Source organism: Sphaerisporangium sp. NPDC088356 (genome assembly GCF_040685555.1).
Taxonomy (GTDB): domain Bacteria; phylum Actinomycetota; class Actinomycetes; order Streptosporangiales; family Streptosporangiaceae; genus Sphaerisporangium.
This window is the reverse complement of the sequence record NZ_JBFBIK010000271.1, coordinates 1-1741: the sequence shown is the minus strand read 5'-3', so window position 1 is coordinate 1741 and position 1741 is coordinate 1. Positions and strand designations below refer to the sequence as shown.

Sequence of the window (1741 nt, the reverse complement as noted above, 5' to 3'; positions counted from 1 at the left end):
TCCTGGGCCTGTCGTGGAACGCATCTTGCGCCCCATGCGTCAGTAAAGGGATAACCAGAAAGATAGCGAGAAGATCTTGGCCTGTGGGGGCGATCTGAGGGGAATTTTGACCTTCGCCCGCGCGTGACCTTTTCGTAACCTTTTGGCTAGGCGGACAGCCCCTGTCAGAACCCTGCAAGCAAGGGTCTTACTCGCAGATCAGGGCGGTTCTGGACTGAGTGGTTCCAATGTGGTGAGAGTGAACTGCCAGCACCACACGATCAGTCGAGTGTGACGCAGATCACATGGAACTAAGGGAGCCGATTCGGGGTCCGGCTACGTCTAAGCGACCCTCAACGAGCTGAAACCGTGCGGACCGGCCACCACAGCGCCGTACGAAAGCCGCTTCTCGCTCCAGAGAATCATGAGTCCCTCACGCGAAGTGTGGATTCGCCGGGCCGCGGGTGGTCTGTCTCTCACACAGCGTGCCGATCGATGCCCAGATCCGCCCACCGCGGAGAGGCCGGACTTCGGCAGCCCGCGTCGTCTGGTGAGCGTTCGCGTGCCGGGAGCTCCTCCGAGGGCCCCTGCGCGCCTCTCTCAGATCTACACAGACCGCCAGTCTTGGGCAGGGAGGCCGTGACAATGCAAAACAGGGCCCGGCACGAATGCCGGGCCCTGCTGGGACTGCTGTGTTCTAGCTAGCTAGAAACCTCAGGCCTTGGTGGTGAGCTCGCCAGTCTTGGTGACGATCGAGCCGGACCAGAGGTTGGCAGCCGACTTGTAGATCGAGTAGGTCTCGGCGTCGAAGTACGGCGAGGTGCTGAAGTCGATCCGGCCGTTGGCGTCGGCGTCGCCGATGAGGCTGGTGACACCGTTGATGTAGCCGAGGCGCTTCGTGCTGCTGTACTTGAGGATCCAGGGGCCACCGGAGGAGCCAGCGGTCATGGAGCACTTGAGGCCGATCTGGGCCTCGGCCTTGAACTTCGCAGCCGCGGCGGCGGCGAAGGTCTTGCCGTAGCACCACTTCGGCGTGACACCGGTGAACGGCTTGTCACCGTCGGGGTGCGCGGCCGCAGGGTAGCCGAAGGCGTAGACCGGCTGGCCGACCTTCTGGTTCCAGGTGAAGCCCTGGCCACCCACGTTGTCGCCGAGGCGACCCGCGTCCTTGTAGGACACGGTGTAGTAGTGGGTGACGTAGTACTCCTGGGCGACGGTGGTCTTGGTCCACCTCTTCACGAAGAACTGCTGCTTGAACCAAGCGGTCTCGGTGCCGTTGGCGTCCTTGGTCGCCGTCAGCTCGCCGAGGAACTTGCCGTCCGCCTTCTGGGCCAGGAGAGCCTTGTACTCCTCCTGGCTGATGGCGACCTTCTTGCTCGGGGTGAGGTACTTGGCCCCGTTCTCCAGGCTGGCCCAGTTGGGGGCAGCGTCGTACACCGACTTGGTGACCTCAACGCCGACGACCTTGATGCCGTTCCGGCCCTCGGGGCTCATGTACTGGTTGAAGTGCTGCTGGGCGTCGGCCGGCTTGGCAACCGTCTCGACGTTGGGGTCGAGGGTCTTGGTGTACTGCGGGCCGTTGGGGCCGTACTTCTCGAGGAGCTTGGCGTACTCCTCGGCCGTGATCTTCTCGTCCTTGGCGTACTTGTCACCGGCCCACTTGTCGAAGGTGGACTTGGAGACTTCCTGCTCGCCGGAGTAGGACAGGCCGTTGTAGACCGTGACGAACGCGTAGTCGCTGTCGTAGTCCTCGTAGACCGCG

1 pseudogene is annotated in these 1741 nt (G+C 63.0%); it reads right to left on the bottom strand.

The features are described from left to right. Positions 1-693: 693 nt before the first annotated feature. A pseudogene (locus AB0O34_RS36815) lies at positions 694-1741 on the bottom strand (hypothetical protein); the annotation flags it as partial.